Origin of the sequence: Roseibium porphyridii (assembly GCF_026191725.2) — a bacterium.
In the GTDB taxonomy this organism is placed as follows: Bacteria; Pseudomonadota; Alphaproteobacteria; order Rhizobiales; family Stappiaceae; genus Roseibium; species Roseibium porphyridii.
The window spans coordinates 5451307-5466747 of sequence record NZ_CP120863.1; the positions used below are offsets into that span (position 1 = coordinate 5451307).

The window sequence follows — 15441 nt, forward strand, 5'->3', positions numbered from 1 at the left end:
TCCTGAAAGTGTGGAGGTAAGTGAGACGAAAGGGATTTAGTCGTTTGCACCGTCATAAACGACGAGCGCAGCCAGCACATCTGACGCTTTGTTCAACAAATCGGGAAGCTTATCAGGCAGGTCGTCAAACCTTATACGATGGCTTATCAGCGCGTCCAGCACCGGATCTTGAAGCAAATGGAGCGCCGTCTCCAGGCGGCGCCGGTAAGACCAGCGTGCCTGCCGGTCCACCGGAATGGTTCCGACCTGGCTTGAGATGAGTTTTAACCGGCGACAATGAAAATCGGCACCCAACGGTGCCTGAACGCCTTTGGCCCCATACCAGCTCATTTCGACAACAGAGGCACCATCGCCACAGGCCTTCAACGCCGTTTCAAGGCCGGCAGCGGATGCGCTTGTGTGAAACACAAGATCCTGGTTGGCCGGCGCGGCATCCGGCAAAGCAAACTCAAATCCAAGTACTTCGGCTATGGCAGACCGCTCGCCATTGGTGTCGATAATCGTGACCACTGATCCGGGCAAACGAGATGCAACGTATGCAGTCAAAAGACCGACAACTCCCGCGCCAACCACGCAGATGTGATCCCCAGGTGATGGTTTTCCGTCCCATATAGCGTTAAGTGCCGTTTCCATATTGGCGGCGAGAACCGCCCGCTCCGCGCTGACAGCGTCAGGAATGGGAGCACAGTAACCGGATGGAAGAGTGAAATCGCTTTGATGTGGAAAGAGCGAAAAAACGATACGCCCCTCAAGCGTGGGATCGCCTTCCAGAACCCTGCCGACATTGGCATATCCATATTTGACGGGGAACGGAAATTCTCCTTCCTGAAAGGGCGCGCGCATACGCTGCCATTCGCTTCCAGGCACCTCGCCTCGGAAGACCAGTCCTTCTGTGCCGCGACTGACGCCGCTAAAGAGAGTTTGAATACGAACGTCACCCGGTCGCAAGGCCTCCGTCGTCACTCCCTCGAGCGAACACTGCTCTCGACCAGCATACCAAAGCGCTCTTGGCGCACGTGTGACCGCGGTCACCAGCGGATCGCCCGTCATGAAATAAAGTCCCCTCTCATTCGCCATGCTTCTGTCAACATTAGGACATTTTGACATGCGCACTATTGCGATGATTGCCGTGAATGGAATTCAAATAAGTGTTTCAGGTCTCTGACATGTCTATTTCCGAAAAAACAGCCGCGAATATGACGACGCGAAGGATTGTCTTCTCTTTCCTTCTTCTCGTGAGCTTTGTGGGCCTCGCGGCGCTGATGACAGTGACCCTTTCACCGGGCGGCTATTCCGCGCTCGATCTGTTTATTCTCGTCTGTTTCATGATCACGCTTCCCTGGACGATCATCGGCTTCTGGAATGCGGTGATCGGCCTTTCGATCATGCGGCTCTCCAAGAACCCTGTAGAGGCTGTCTGCCCGATCGACCATGGCGATCCCAACGCACGCCTTAATAGCTCCACGGCTTTGCTTTCCTGTGTGCGCGATGAAGACGCAGAAAGCCTTGAAGTCAATCTGAGCGCCATGGTCTCCCAACTGATCCGGGCAGGCCAGGCAGAGAACTTTACGCTTTACGTCTTGAGTGACACGTCGATGGACGACATCGCGTTGCAGGAGCAGCAGATGACGGCCCGCCTGTCCGAGCGCTTCGAAGGCCAGATGGACGTGGTTTACCGGCGGCGCACCGACAACAAAGGCTTCAAGGCAGGCAACATCGAAGATTTCTGTGATCGGTGGGGCGACCAACATGACTTCGCGCTGGTGCTGGATGCTGACAGTTTCATGTCTGTCGAAGCGATTACCGGGCTCGTCAGACGTATGGAAGCCAATCCGAATGTTGGCATCCTGCAAAGCCTTGTGGTCGGCCTGCCGACCGACAGTGCGTTTGCACGTATTTTCCAGTTCGGCATGCGGCTTGGCATGCGCTCCTACACTATTGGCAGCGCCTGGTGGCAAGGCGATTGCGGACCTTACTGGGGTCACAATGCGGTTTTGCGCCTAAAGCCTTTCAAGGAACATTGCCGGTTGCCTGAGTTACCCGGCAAGGGGCCACTTTCCGGCGCGATCCTGTCCCATGACCAGGTGGAAGCTGTTCTGATGCGGCGCGCTGGCTACGAAGTTCGGGTTCTGCCGCTCGAAACCGGCAGCTATGAGGTCAATCCTCCTCATCTTCTGGAGTTTATCCGCCGCGACCTGCGCTGGTGTCAGGGTAACCTGCAATACCGCCGGCTTTTGAACATGCCGGATCTCAAGCCTGTCAGCCGTGCGCAATTGGCACTCGCCATTTTGATGTTCCTCGGGTCTCCGGCCTGGATCGGCTTCATGACCGCGGCGGCTGTCCTTGGCATGGTGACCGACTATATGCCCTATCGCCCGGATACCGGAGCACTGCTCTTTTTCTCGGTGTTGACCATGGTGTTTGCGCCCAAGCTGGCTACGGTCGCCGATGTGCTTGCACGCGCAGACCTGCGCAAGGCATTTGGCGGTCCGGTGCGCGTGCTGCTCAGCGTTGGCGCTGAAATCCTTTATGCCGCGATGATCGCGCCGGTGATGGCCGTTGCCCATACACTCTTCATGGGCGGCTTGCTGTTCGGAAAAACCATCGGATGGGGCGCCCAGGCGCGCGGTGTCCGTCGGTTGCCCGTGGCCCTCGCACTTCAAAAACTCTGGCCGCAAACGCTTTTCGGCAGTGCAGGACTTCTCTGGCTGACCGGTCAGCCTATCGGGCTCGTCTGGCCAGTCATTCCGGTCGCCGTCGGTCCGTTGCTGGCATCGGTCATTGCGGTTGGCACTTCAACCAAGACACTGGGCAAGCTTGCAATACGGTCGACGCTCTGGCGCATACCGGAGGAAAGCTCTCCACCACCGGAACTCGCTGACCTGCATCTGCCGGCGCTCACCAAAGGCCAGGTCCCTCCTGCAGACCAACAGGGCCTTGTCCAGGGAGACGCCAAGCCAGCAGAGGCTTGAGGCAGATACATTTAAGGTACACACAAAAAGGACCGGCTTGACTGCCGGTCCTTTTTTGTTTCAGCGCATGTCAGATGGTTCAAGCCGCGTTGGATGACGCAATCGGCTGGGTCAACAACGCATAAATCTCTTCCGCATCGCCAGACGCGCGCAAGCCCTGGGTTACGTCGACATCTCGCAACTGGCGCGCGATGCGTGCCAGCGCCTTCAGATGATCAGCACCCGCGCTCTCTGGCGCGAGCAGCAGGAAAACCAGATCGACAGGTTGGTCATCCAGGGAATCGAAATCAACCGGCTTCGTCAGTTTGGCGAAGAGGCCAACCAGTTTGTCGAGACGCGTCAGCTTGCCATGCGGGATCGCTATGCCGTGACCGACACCCGTAGAGCCCAAACGCTCGCGTTGCAGCAGCGTATCGAAAATCTCACGTTCGGAAAGACCAGTCAGTTCCGCCGCCTTTGCGGCCAACTCTTGAATTGCCTGTTTCTTGCTCTTCGCTTTCAGTCCGGCAATGACTGCGTCTTTACCCAGAAGATCACTAAGATCCATACTATCGCCTACAGTTTTCGGAAACCGGCTCCCAGCTGGAAGCCGGTCCCGTCCGCATCTTTATTCGGCAGCCTCATTGGCTACCAGTGCCGGGTCTATCCACCCAATATTGCCATCGGACCGGCGATAAACAACATTGACACCGCCATTTGCCGCATTTTTGAACAGGACAACCGGTGCTTCGGTCAAATCAAGCTCCATGACCGCCATTCCGACAGTCATTGTCTTCACTTTTGCCGAGGTTTCTGCAATCACAAGTGGATTGAAGTCTGCCGGCACTTCCTCATCCTCGTCCGGGGACGCCAGAACGTAGGATGCTGCCTCAAAAGCTTCCCGGCCATTGCCATTATGGCCGTGATGGTCCTTCAGTTTGCGCTTGTAGCGCCGCAAACGTTTTTCAATCTTGTCAGCAGCAGCGTCAAAGCTGTTCCGCGGGTCCTGATCCTGTGCGGACACCTGAAGCACAATGCCGGTGTCCAGATGCAGGCTGCATTCTGACTTGAAGCCGTTACCTTCCCTGCTGAGTGTGACGTGGCCTGTGAAGCCGCCTGTGAAATACTTCGATAAGGCGTCCTCGATTCGGTCAGTGATGTGCTCGCGCAATGCATCGCCCACATCAACATGCTTACCCGAAATCCGCAAAGCCATGGGGACCTCTTCTTTTGTATTGTCTGATACACCGGCCCTCTGCCGATGCTGAAACGCGTAACGTTTCAAGCGTACAGAATGGACCAGTCAGTGCCGAAGCGCCATCCCCTGTTTAACTCATGAGGGCGGTCCTATAATTGCGGCAGCTCAAAGAGTCAATTAATAACAATTCGGCCAGCATTCGTTGCCGAACTACTGTGTAAAATCAGTGTATTGTTTCAGTGAAACCGTCTGGTTCATTTTGGAAATTGCATCAAACGAACGCTTCAAAATGTCGTCACCAGCGTCATAGCCTGACATTTTTCTCGCGCCGCCTTTGTACCGACGAGCCGATTTTCATCGCCTCGCGATACTTGGCCACCGTCCGGCGGGCAATGTCGACGCCGTCATCCTTCAGAATTTTGACAATCGTATCGTCGGAAAGGATCGATTTCGGGTCTTCTGCGTCAATCATCTGCTTGATTCTGTGACGGACAGATTCGGCGGAATGGGCATCGCCGCCAACTGTTGCGGAGATCGCAGAGGAGAAGAAATACTTCAGTTCAAAAATGCCTCTCGAAGTCGCCATGTACTTGTTGGACGTCACACGGCTAACGGTCGATTCATGCATTCCGATCGCTTCTGCGATGGTCTTCAGGTTGAGCGGGCGCAGATGTTCAATGCCATAGGTCAGAAACCCGTCCTGTTGACGAACGATTTCCGTCGATACCTTCAAGATCGTCTTTGCCCGTTGGTCGAGGCTTTTGGCCAGCCAGTTGGCGGTCTGCAGCGATTCCGTCAGGTATTCCTTTTCCGTCTCTTCCCGTGCAGTTTTGACGATCCGTGCATAGTAGGTCTGGTTGACGAGGACCTTCGGCAAGGTGTCGGAATTCAGTTCCACCGTCCAGGTGCCGTCATTTGCCTTTTTGACGAAGACGTCCGGTACGACCGGTTGAACCAGAGAAGAACCAAATACGCTTCCCGGCTTGGGGTCCAGCGCACGGATCTCGGCGATCATCTCAACGAGATCTTCGTCATCTACGCCGCAGATTTTCTTCAGGCCCGCAAGGTCACGCTTGGCGAGCAGTTCAATGTTCTCAATCAGCGCTTCCATGGCCGGATCGAACCTGTTCTTGTCGATCAGCTGCAGTTTCAGGCACTCGGCGAGACCCCGTGCAAACACCCCTGCAGGCTCAAATGTCTGAAGCACGGCAAGCACGCTCTCGATCCGCGCAATATCAACGCCGAGTTGCTCGGCGGCTTCACCAAGGTCAATATAAAGATAGCCGTTTTCATCCAGGGAGTTGATCAGGTGACCGGCGATGAGTTTGTCTGCCTCGTCACTGAGAGCAAGGTTCATCTGCTCTTCGAGTGTTGTGCCGAGAGACGCTTCATCGGCAACAAATGCCTCCAGGTTATAGTCTTCCGAAGCACCGCCGCTGCTCACGTTTTTGTAACTGTCGCCAGCTTTGAGTAGAGCCGGATCCGGAGAGGCCGGAACACCAGGTTCATCTGGAAAAACGTTGCCGAGGTCAGTGTCCATGCGAGAGGCAATAGCTTCAGAGCCTGTTTCAAGGTCGCTTTGCATCCAGTCGCCGCTATTTGGCTCCTCAGTTGCCCCGTCAAACCCATCCGAAGTGCTGGCGCTGGCGTCGGAAGCGTTTTCCTGAACCGGTTCGGAGGAAGTCCCCTGTTCGCCTGGTTCGCCTTCACCTTTTTCTAAAAGCGGGTTTCGTTCCAGTTCGGCTTCGACGTAGGCAACGAGATCTAGGTTGGACATCTGCAAAAGCTTGATCGCCTGCATCAGCTGCGGCGTCATGATCAGCGACTGGCTTTGTCGCATCTCCAGCTTTGTTGAAATGGCCATATGCTTCTAGGGTGCCCGCGTTACCTAAGTGGTCTGGTTTTTGCTTATTCGTTTCAGACCGAGTGTATAACCTAGCGGGTCACGAGTCATCAAAGCGTAAATTGTTCACCCAAATAGAGCCTGCGGACATCAGGATTGGTGACAATTTCCTGCGGCAGGCCTTCTGTAAGCACTTCGCCTGCAGCGATAATATAAGCGCGGTCGATCAGACCGAGCGTTTCGCGAACATTGTGGTCGGTGATCAAGACACCGATGCCGCGCTGTGTCAGATGCCGCACAAGCTGCTGAATGTCGCCAACAGCGATCGGGTCAATACCCGCGAAAGGCTCATCAAGCAACATGAAGGATGGGCGGCTCGCCAGTGCGCGTGCAATTTCAACACGCCGGCGCTCACCACCTGACAACGCTATACTGGGTGATTTGCGCAAGTGTGTCAGGCCGAATTCCGCCAACAGAGAGTCCAGCTCTTCGCGCCGTTTCTGCCGGTTTGGCTCAATCACCTCAAGAACGGCCCGGATGTTTTCCTCAACAGTCAACCCCCGGAAAATGGATGCTTCCTGCGGCAGATATCCGATGCCGAGACGCGCGCGCCGATACATCGGCATCCGGGTGATGTTGAAGCCTTCAAGGGAAATCTGGCCCTGATCAGGCCGGATCAGCCCTGTGATCATATAAAAGGTCGTAGTCTTGCCCGCACCGTTCGGACCGAGAAGACCCACCGCTTCCCCCGGCTTGACAGTCAAGCTCACATATTTGACCACCTGACGACGGCCATAGGTCTTGCCTATCCCGTCTACCACCAGTGAACGGGAGAGATCCTCGTGCTCACCACGCTGCCCCGGTGCGCCAACCGTCAAGTCGTCAAATTCCGTGGAGGTTTTTTTCACCGATGCGCCGTCCGTCCGATCCTTACCGCAGCTTCACATAGGTGCTGCGAGGGGAGCTGTCGAGTCAGATAAACAAGCAACTCAATTGCCTTCTACGCTGTTAGGTAGAATTCGGACCTTCACCCGGCCGCTTCCGCCGCCGCTTTCCGCCGATACGTTGCCCTGACCGGCGGTCAGGTTCGCCTGACCCGTTTTCAAATTGACTGTCAGCTTGTTGCCAACCACAACGTTAGGCCCTTGACTGAGCACAACTTCCCGGCCGGTCATGACCATAATTTCGCGGTTCATATCGAAACTCGCCGCATCGCCCTTTGCCGTTTGATCCTTGGAGGCGATATAGACACCACCTGCGGCCTCCAGACGCGAGATCTTCTGCTGGACGGCCGATTCATTTGTCGTGTCACTCGCAGAGCCCGCATAAAAGACCTTTAGCCGCTCCGTTTTGAGGCTTGTTTCCCCCTGGGTAACAACCACATCGCCAACAAATGTCGCAGTGCTGTTGTTGTCTTCCACCCGAAGTTCACTTGCTTCAATCTCAATGGGCTGTCCGTCGTTCGACCCGAACCCGGCAAAAGCGTCGGAAAAAGTCTGCGCCCCTGCTGCGCTGGCGAAGAGCACGGACACAGCAGCGATCGCGAATAGTTTGAGAGATTTCATTGGTTCCCGTCCTCAGCAGCCGGATTGAGCGTCATTTTAATGCCGTCCGAAAACCGGACGAGACCCTTGTTCTGATCATAAGAAAGCTTACCGGCAACAACGTGACCCTGGTCGGAACGGATAGAGATGGGCTCCGATGTGGACAGGGCGCCGTTGTTCAGGTCCACTTGTACTTCCGAGAGATCCACTGTGTAGCCTTCGCTCCACTCCAGCTGGATACCCTCATAAAGGCGCAGCGTTTCCGCTGCGTTGTTGTAGGTGCCTTTCAAGGCGATGATTTCCGCGCTTTCATCAGCGCTCAGCACGATATCGGCGCGTATTGTCTCAAGATCGATGATCCGGGGGTCGCTCAACCGTTGTATCGCTCTGCTTGCGGTCACCTTGTAAGAGCGCTCGCCATCATGCCCTGAGAGCTCAGGGTGATCCATCACCAGACCTTCGCTGGTCAGCATCATGTTGGCAGCGCCAAAACTGTTCAGAAAATTGAACAACACCACAAGTGCGACCATCCCCCCGAGGATAAGAAGACCTATTCCCGGTAGCAGCCAGCGTAATATGCGCACCATCAGGCTGTGCCTTCTCGCAACGCGCTGCGCCTTGCTTGGCTTCCGCCTGTGAGTTGCTTCTGCAGGGAATTCAGTGACTGCTGTCAAAAAAGTCTCCGATTTGTCGCCGGCACCGCCCGTCAAGCAGAACCGGAAAGATCAGGAATGCGCAAAGATGTCATTGTCTTCCCATCCCTTAAGATCAAGTTCGGCACGCGTCGGCAAAAAGTCAAAGCATGCTTTGGCGATGTGTTCACGTTCTTCCCGCTTGAGCATCGCCTGGAGCCGATCCCTCAGATCATGAAGATAGAGCACATCTGACGCCGCATAGGCCAATTGTGCATCAGACAAAGTCTCGGCCGCCCAATCGGAACTCTGCTGCTGTTTGGAAAGTTCCACTCCAAGCAGCTCGCGGGTAATGTCCTTCAAACCATGACGATCTGTGTATGTGCGCACCAGCTTCGACGCAATTTTGGTGCACCAGACAGGTGACACACGGATATCCAGATAGTGCTTCAAGACGGCAACATCAAATCTGGCAAAATGAAAAATCTTCGGTTTCGATGGATCTGTCATCAATGCGGCAAGGTTGGGCGCATCTGCCTGACCGCGCGCGATCTGAACCACATCTGCGGACCCGTCGCCAGGTGAAAGCTGAACGACACAGAGCCTGTCACGATGAGGATTGAGGCCAAGCGTTTCGGAATCGACCGCTACTGCACTTGCCTTTTCGTAAGCGCTCAGATCAGGGAGATCTCCCTTGTGGTAGCGGATGGTCATGTCGAATTGTCTCCTGTCGCCCATACGGCCAAAGCATCAAAATGTTTGACCGTCAGGTAAAACATGGAACGACGTGTGGCAAGCGGATTGGTAGCTGGATCAATTTCCGCAGGGGAAATGCGACCTTCACTTCTTGATGCGAAACGCCTCGTGACAGCTTTTGCAGGTGTTCCCGAGTGTGCCGAAGGCCTCGGCGACCTGTGATTTGTCTCCACCTTCGTCGGCCGTGCTTTTCAAAGTCAACGCGGCAACCTGAAGATCATCGGCAAGTGTTTGAAACTTCGCCCATTCCGTCCAGATCGCGGAACTTGCCTCTGTTGGCGGATGCAGGCTGTCTTCAGGGAAGAGCTTCAACATGGCTGCACCGCCATGTTTTGCAATAGCTTCACCAGCAACCGATACCCGGGCCAGATCCAGCTCGCCGGACTTCAACATGGTGCCGACAGCCTTCACGTGATCTCCGATTTCGGACATTGCATCCATGCGCTCCTTGACGATGCCAGTTGCGCCGGTATGCGCCAATGCCGTCCCCACCGCAACCAGGGTACCCAGCAGTGCAATTCCTGTTTGTCCCAATTTCATTCATTGGCTCCTAGTAGATCCCGTTCGCGCGTTGGAGTTCTCGAACAAAGACCACAATGCGCTCAACGTCCCGCGGGCTGGCGTTTTGCACCGGAGGCATGTCGCCAAACGGCCAATGATGCGCTCTGACGCCTTGTTTGGCCGCAACAAAGAATGCTCCGTCACTGTGGTGATTTGGCTCGTAGATCCTGTGAACGAGCGGTGGGCCGAAACCTTCTTTTCCTACGGCATTGTCGCCATGGCACGCCGAACAGTTTTCCTGAAACAATTTTTGCCCCGTTCTGGCCTGTTCCGACAACGCCGGAATGGTGACTTTGACCATCGGCACACCTTGCCCTGGATATTTACGTTCACCGGTGTCATTGAATTGTGTGGCGAGAGCCAAGACCAGAATTGTCGCCAGCCCAACCGCGACAACAGCCAATCTCCGCACCGTCACTTGCCCTTTTCCTTGAGGCCGTCAACTGCGGCAGGCCTTTGCCCTGCGAGATCATCAATTATCGGGCAGTCGGGCCGATTGTCGCCGTGACAGGCTTCCGCAAGATCAGAGAGAACCCGTTTCAACGATTTCAGCTCGCCAATCTTGCGATCGACCTCACGGATTTTCGCCTGTGTCAGTTTCTTGACGTCCGCACTGGCACGGTTCCTGTCGCCATAAAGCGACAGCAACTCACGGCACTCTTCTATTGAAAATCCGAGGCTTCGCGCCCTTTGAAGAAATTTAAGCCGCTCCAGATCAGAACTTGAGAATTCCCGGTAACCGTTTTCGCTCCGCTGCGGGAGCACCAGTCCGATGTCTTCATAATATCGGATGGTCTTGACCGGTAACCCGCTTTGTTCAGCTGCTGATCCGATATTCATCTGACCGCCTCACAGTTTCAGAGTGCGCAAACGCAACGCATTGCTGATCACGGACACTGATGACAGGCTCATGGCTGCTGCCGCCAGCATTGGTGAAAGCAGAATACCAAAAATGGGATAAAGAACCCCAGCAGCAATCGGCACACCGACGGAATTGTAGATAAACGCGAAAAAGAGGTTCTGGCGGATATTGCGCACCGTCTCGCGAGCCAAGTTGCGCGCCCGCAGGATACCCTCCAGGTCACCTTTCAAGAGTGTGAGACCGGCGCTTTCAACGGCAACATCGGCTCCCGTTCCCATCGCCAGGCCGACATCGGCTGCCGCGAGTGCAGGCGCATCATTCACGCCGTCTCCGGCCATTGCCACAATGTGACCCGCAGCTTTCAGCTCTTCTATCAGCTTTTGCTTTCCTTCCGGCAGGACACCAGCCCGCACGTCATCGATCCCGAGTGTTTTTGCGACCGCTTCCGCGGTTCGCGGAGCGTCGCCGGTTGCCATGACAATCCTGATATTGTCCTTGTGCAGCGCGCCGATAGCAGCTTTCGCATTGGGTTTGACCGGATCAGCAACGGCAATCACGCCCAGAAGGGCCGCCTTGTCGCCTTTTCCGCGCACGAGATACATCGCCGTCTTGCCAAGATGCGCCAGTTCCTCCGCCCGTTCCTGCAATTCGGACAAATCGGCTCCGGCCTCCTGCGCGAAAGCCGCATTTCCGAAAACAACACTCTCGCCCATGACACTTGCCGTCACGCCCTTGCCCGTCATCGCCTGGAATTCCCGGGCGTCCGGCAAATCGATATCTCGATGCGCGATGGCATCAAGAATGGCCTCTGCCAGCGGGTGTTCAGAGCCTTTCTCCAATGCTCCTGCAAGTTGCAAAACCGTGTTTTCGTTAACACCATCTGCCGTCAGCACATCGCTCACAATGGGTCGGCCTTCCGTAAGCGTTCCCGTCTTGTCGACCACGATCGTATCAACGGACGCTAGTCGTTCCAAAGCTTCAGCCGTTTTTACCAGGACGCCTGCCTGGGCACCTCGGCCGGTCGCCGTCATGATTGACATCGGTGTTGCAAGGCCAAGCGCGCAGGGGCAGGCGATAATGAGCACCGATACAGCTGCAATAACGGCATGCACGAAGGACGGGCTTGGCCCGACTGCCAGCCAGACGACAAATGCCAGAAAGGCAACTGCTACAACTGTGGGAACGAAGATGCCGGCAACACGGTCAGCAAGGCCCTGAATGGGAGCCCTTGAGCGCTGTGCTGACGCAACCATATCAACGATCTTGGCGAGCATGGTATCGGCACCAACCAGCTCGGCCTGCATTACGAAGGAACCCGATTTGTTCAAAGTGCCACCGGTTACCTTGTCACCGTCCGTCTTTGCGACCGGTACAGGCTCGCCAGTGACCAGGCTTTCATCGACCGATGAATTCCCCTCAAAAACCCTTCCGTCGACCGGCACTGCCTCACCCGGCCTGACCCGCAACCTGTCTCCTGCCAGAATGTTTTCCAGCGGCGCATCATATTCATCACCTTCCGGCGTGACCCGTCGCGCGGTCTTTGGTGCCAAGTCGAGAAGTGCGCGAATGGCGTCGCCGGTGCGTTCCCGCGCCCTCAGTTCCAACACCTGCCCGACAAACACCAGTGCCACAATGACTACGGACGCTTCGAAATAAACCGGAAGGTGCCCGCTTGCGCTCTTCAAGTTGTCGGGAAAGAGAAATGGAAGGAATGCTGCCACCATGGAATAGGCATAGGCGGTTCCCACGCCTATCATGATCAGCGTCCACATATTGAAGTGACGCTTGGTCAACGATGTCCAGCCGCGCTGAAAAAACGGCAACGCTGCCCAGAGAACCACCGGTGTCGCCAGCAGAACCTCCAGGTAAATTGCGACGCTTTCGCCAATCCAGTCACGAATTGGAACACCGACCATCGGTCCCATAGTCAGAATAAGTAAGGGAATGGCGGCCAGTGCACTCACCCAGAGCCGCTTGGTAAAATCGATCAGTTCGTGATTGGGCTCATCGGAGACACCGCTCATCGGTTCAAGAGCCATCCCGCAGATCGGACATGTTCCCGGCCCTTCCTGGACGATTTCCGGGTCCATCGGGCAGGTGAAGAGCGCTTCGCCTGAGCTGCGTTCCGCCTCTTGGGCTTTTTTCCGGTCGTTGTTGCCCGACAAAAAGAAATAAGGATCGGCGTCAAACCTGTCATGACACTTCGGATTGCAGAAATGGTAGTCCTTACCTTTGTATTTGAGGGAAGGTTTGCCTTTTCCGAGCGTTACGGACATGCCGCATACCGGGTCGGTCGCCTGACCAACATTTTCCTGAGCGGCTTGATCCAAGACTTCCTGCATTATCCTGATGACTCCGATCTTGTCATGAAGCCGTCAGTTAGGGCTTCCAGTCACTGGAAGGTCAAGACGGGGAAACGCGTAGACAGCAGATGCTCAATAGGCGAACACCTCGCATTCTCTGGCCTACGCCCATGTGACTTCCAAATGTCAACTGGGCGCAGGCCTTCAAAACAAGGGCTGATGCCCATCAAAAATACCGAATGACAATTTCCTTGCCATCCTTCGAAGTTAAAATCATGATGACTTCAAATAAAAATAAAGCCCTGAGCAAGAAAACAATTGATAAAAATACGGATCAGTTTTATGAAAATCGGCAGAAAACTCACTACTTCTCTGAATTTGCTTAGTTCCGCTTCATTTTTGTTAAGCGCATGTATTGCCAGCGCGTCAGCTGCCGATTTATCCAACAAGCCAAATGTCACGGAGCCACTCGTCAATGAGAGGATCAATCGGACCTGGGAATTTATGTTCGCTCCCTATTTCATAGCGGCCAATATTTCGGGGACATCACAGGTTGGGCGACTTCCGAGCACCGACATTGACATCGGCACGGGTGACATTCTGGAAAACCTCCGCTTTGGCGGGATGATCCACGCTGAAGCGCTATACAATCAGAAATTCGGCGGCATGCTTGATGTCGCCTATATGAACCTGGGTGGAGCGACGGATACCCCCAGATCAGGTGGACGTATTCGTGTCGGAGTTGGCCAACTGATAGTTGAGGGCATGCTTTTTTACAGAGCCTACAGCACTTCGCAAACGTCAATTGATGTGTATGCGGGTGGGCGTTATTGGGATATCGACCTTGACCTTGATGCCACCGGCACAATTGCGGGCAACTTCGACATCACCAGAGGAGACAACTGGATCGATCCGGTGGTCGGTATTCGCGCCTTTCACATGCTGAATGACAAATGGTCGGTAAACGGCCGTGGCGACATCGGCGGCTTCGGTGCCGGTTCCGACTTCACCTGGAATGTGCAAGCCGGCGCTGGCTATCACTTCAACAAGACCTGGTCAGCACATCTGCAATACAAGGCTCTCAGTGTCGACTATGACAATGACAAGTCCGGAAGATCCAGTTTTGAATATGACACGATCACACATGGCCCACTGGTCGGCATAGTCGCTCGATTCTAGTCGGGTTCCAGACCGTAACGCCTTTCAGATTTTTTGATCGCACGAGCATCGTCCACATTCTGAATGCACGCATCGCAATGGTGGTCAGCGGGAGCCCAACACGGGCCACCTTAATGGATTGGCGCCTCGCCATATTTGAGTGCATCTTCACGCTCCATTAACCATAAGTAGCACTATTCTGACACACCAATAACGCGAATCTCTTTCTGTTAGAACCAATGGTGTTTCGGTGATGCAAAAACTTTTCTGGTCGCTGTCTGCGGTTATCTGCCTGTCAGCGGGTATTGCAACCCCTTCGGTTGCTGCCGATGCCCATCAAGGTCCAGACGGCATTTATCAGACCTCAAGTCTGCGCGGCAGCATCGGGCTCCGCTATTGGTACAGCAGATCGAAATCGGATCTGGACAACGCCCGATATGATATTTCCAGCACCGCCGATGTCACGTCCCATACCGCCGAAATTGTCGGAACGCTTGAAGACGTGACCGAAGGAACCTTTTTTCGCGGATATGTTGGCCTTGGTCGCAATGTTGACGGCAGTACCGATTTCGTCGGTTTGGACATGGACAACACCAGTCAGACCACGCTCAGCTATGTTGTACTGGACGGTGGTTGGCAGTTCGCTCAATTCGCGAACAACCAGGTGCGGCTGAAAGGATTTCTCGGCTACCAATATCTTTCCGACGACCTGAAGGCGTCCTATCGTTCCGTCACGGTTGAGCAGTCACGAGACTGGCACGCAATCCGTTTGGGAATGACGGCGGAAGGTGACATTGGCGAACGGGTCGGATGGTCAGTCGATGTGGCCGGCGTTCCTTGGAGCTACAATCAGATTGAAACCTGGGAAAGCGACTGGACCTACGGTCTGGAAGCGGACGCAATGCTCAACGTAGATCTCACCCAAAACTGGAAGCTTGGCGTTGGCGGCCGTTATTGGTGGCTTCATTCCAACTTCGACCGACGCAACATCTATACCAACGAGAAAGTCGTCTTTGATCAGAACTACCATCGCTACGGGTTGCTCTTGGAGACCAAGTACGCCTTTTAAACTGCTTGCAATACGGTTCACCACCGTCCAGACCTTCTGGCAGGAACAACAAAGTCCGAACGCCAGAGAACGTCGATGCCTGCCACGCCTGTTGCCACTTACCTGTTTCTTATCGCGGCCATCGTCGCCGAGGTAATCGCGACCTCGGCCCTGGCAAGAACCGAAAACTTCACCCGCTTAGGGCCTTCGATCATTACAATTGTCGGATACGCTGTTTCCTTCTGGCTCTTGTCATTCCCCATCCGTGTCCTGCCGACCGGGATTGTTTATGCCATCTGGTCCGGTGCCGGCATTGTACTGATCACACTCGTTGCCTGGCTGGTCTTCAATCAAAAACTCGACCTGCCCGCGATTCTGGGCCTTGGCCTCATCATCGCCGGAGTTGTTGTGATCAATGTCTTCTCAGATGTTGTTGGACACTGAAGCAGGGCATTTCGGGTTTCAATAGACGCAATCCTCTTCCGCACCTTGCGAACTGACAGAGGGCCTCACAGCTTTTTCAACCGGTTAGGCCATGTTCTTTGAACGGAATGAGTGACGCTGCGGAATTTTCGGTTGAACAGT

The 15441-nt window shown here is 54.9% G+C and carries 17 protein-coding genes; 4 read left to right on the top strand and 13 right to left on the bottom strand.

The features are described 5' to 3' along the window. Positions 1-36 precede the first annotated feature (36 nt). Positions 37-1077, bottom strand: a complete 1041-nt coding sequence (locus tag K1718_RS25100) for a zinc-dependent alcohol dehydrogenase (RefSeq protein ID WP_265680416.1) — start codon at positions 1075-1077, stop codon at positions 37-39. A gap of 89 nt (positions 1078-1166) precedes the next feature. Here K1718_RS25100 and mdoH point away from each other — a divergent pair, with 89 nt between their 5' ends. Continuing rightward, positions 1167-2972, top strand: a complete 1806-nt coding sequence (gene mdoH, locus K1718_RS25105; protein ID WP_265680415.1) for a glucans biosynthesis glucosyltransferase MdoH — start codon at positions 1167-1169, stop codon at positions 2970-2972. A 79-nt stretch (positions 2973-3051) separates the two neighbouring features. Here mdoH and ptsN read toward each other — a convergent pair whose 3' ends face one another. From ptsN to K1718_RS25165, 12 genes are all read right to left on the bottom strand, one after another. Next, a complete protein-coding gene (ptsN, locus tag K1718_RS25110) occupies positions 3052-3519 on the bottom strand; it encodes a PTS IIA-like nitrogen regulatory protein PtsN (protein WP_152503687.1) in 468 nt (155 codons plus the stop codon). A gap of 60 nt (positions 3520-3579) precedes the next feature. Beyond that, the gene (hpf, locus tag K1718_RS25115; protein WP_152503688.1) at positions 3580-4167 is read right to left on the bottom strand and encodes a ribosome hibernation-promoting factor, HPF/YfiA family; all 588 of its coding nucleotides are present in this window, start codon (positions 4165-4167) and stop codon (positions 3580-3582) included. Positions 4168-4453: 286 nt separating this feature from the next. Continuing rightward, complete coding sequence (gene rpoN / locus K1718_RS25120; protein WP_265680414.1) at positions 4454-6013, bottom strand: RNA polymerase factor sigma-54; 1560 nt, start codon at positions 6011-6013, stop codon at positions 4454-4456. 89 nt (positions 6014-6102) lie between these two features. Next, entirely contained in the window at positions 6103-6870 is a 768-nt protein-coding gene (gene lptB, locus K1718_RS25125) for an LPS export ABC transporter ATP-binding protein (protein ID WP_152504480.1), read from the bottom strand. A gap of 111 nt (positions 6871-6981) precedes the next feature. Then, entirely contained in the window at positions 6982-7557 is a 576-nt protein-coding gene (locus K1718_RS25130; RefSeq protein ID WP_152503690.1) for an LptA/OstA family protein, read from the bottom strand. Then, a complete protein-coding gene (gene lptC, locus K1718_RS25135; RefSeq protein ID WP_152504481.1) occupies positions 7554-8123 on the bottom strand; it encodes an LPS export ABC transporter periplasmic protein LptC in 570 nt (189 codons plus the stop codon). Before lptC ends, K1718_RS25130 begins: the two co-directional genes overlap by 4 nt. A gap of 138 nt (positions 8124-8261) precedes the next feature. After that, positions 8262-8882: a ribonuclease D gene (locus K1718_RS25140; RefSeq protein WP_265680413.1), complete on the bottom strand. Its 621-nt coding sequence runs from the start codon at positions 8880-8882 to the stop codon at positions 8262-8264. Between the two features lie 126 nt (positions 8883-9008). After that, on the bottom strand, positions 9009-9464 hold the full coding sequence (locus tag K1718_RS25145) for a c-type cytochrome (protein ID WP_265680412.1): 456 nt from the start codon (positions 9462-9464) through the stop codon (positions 9009-9011). Between the two features lie 10 nt (positions 9465-9474). Further along, the gene (locus tag K1718_RS25150; RefSeq protein ID WP_265680411.1) at positions 9475-9903 is read right to left on the bottom strand and encodes a c-type cytochrome; all 429 of its coding nucleotides are present in this window, start codon (positions 9901-9903) and stop codon (positions 9475-9477) included. After that, positions 9900-10325, bottom strand: coding sequence for a Cu(I)-responsive transcriptional regulator (gene cueR, locus K1718_RS25155; RefSeq protein WP_265680410.1), 426 nt, complete (start codon positions 10323-10325; stop codon positions 9900-9902). The genes K1718_RS25150 and cueR overlap by 4 nt, the downstream gene beginning before the upstream one ends. Positions 10326-10334: 9 nt before the next feature. Further along, positions 10335-12689, bottom strand: coding sequence for a heavy metal translocating P-type ATPase (locus tag K1718_RS25160; protein ID WP_265680409.1), 2355 nt, complete (start codon positions 12687-12689; stop codon positions 10335-10337). A 245-nt stretch (positions 12690-12934) separates the two neighbouring features. Next, positions 12935-13111, bottom strand: coding sequence for a hypothetical protein (locus tag K1718_RS25165; RefSeq protein ID WP_265680408.1), 177 nt, complete (start codon positions 13109-13111; stop codon positions 12935-12937). 43 nt (positions 13112-13154) lie between these two features. Between K1718_RS25165 and K1718_RS25170 the strand changes: the two genes are divergently transcribed. From K1718_RS25170 to K1718_RS25180, 3 genes are all read left to right on the top strand, one after another. Next, the gene (locus tag K1718_RS25170; protein ID WP_265680407.1) at positions 13155-13829 is read left to right on the top strand and encodes a hypothetical protein; all 675 of its coding nucleotides are present in this window, start codon (positions 13155-13157) and stop codon (positions 13827-13829) included. Positions 13830-14061: 232 nt separating this feature from the next. Further along, positions 14062-14877: a hypothetical protein gene (locus tag K1718_RS25175; protein WP_265680406.1), complete on the top strand. Its 816-nt coding sequence runs from the start codon at positions 14062-14064 to the stop codon at positions 14875-14877. Between the two features lie 75 nt (positions 14878-14952). Further along, positions 14953-15300 (top strand): SMR family transporter, encoded by a 348-nt coding sequence (locus tag K1718_RS25180; RefSeq protein ID WP_285806043.1) that lies wholly within the window; start codon positions 14953-14955, stop codon positions 15298-15300. Positions 15301-15441 lie beyond the last annotated feature (141 nt).